The sequence below is a fragment of the Mesorhizobium sp. WSM4845 genome, from assembly GCF_055811455.1.
On the sequence record NZ_JBVVQA010000123.1, the window covers coordinates 1 to 273 of the forward strand.

Consider the following 273-nt stretch of genomic DNA (forward strand, 5'->3'; position numbering starts at 1 on the left):
ATGAAGGCCAAGAAGAAGCCGCTCGACGAGAAATCTCCCGCCGATTACGGCGCCGACGTCAAGCCGCGGCTGAAGGTAATCAAGACCGAGGAGCCGGGCGGCCGCAAGGCGGGCGTCAAGGTCAAGAGCGTCGCCGAACTGGTCGACAAGCTTAAGAACGAAGCCGGCGTGCTGTAGGGCTGGGAAGGGACAAAAGATGACAATTCTTCTGATTGCCGAACACGACAATGCGACGCTTTCCGACCAGACCGCCAAGGCGCTTTCGGCGGCACT

At 60.1% G+C, this 273-nt stretch carries 1 pseudogene; it reads left to right on the forward strand.

What is annotated here, in order from left to right:
- Positions 1–177: pseudogene (locus AC0L2C_RS34280) on the forward strand (electron transfer flavoprotein subunit beta/FixA family protein); the annotation flags it as partial.
- Positions 178–273 lie beyond the last annotated feature (96 nt).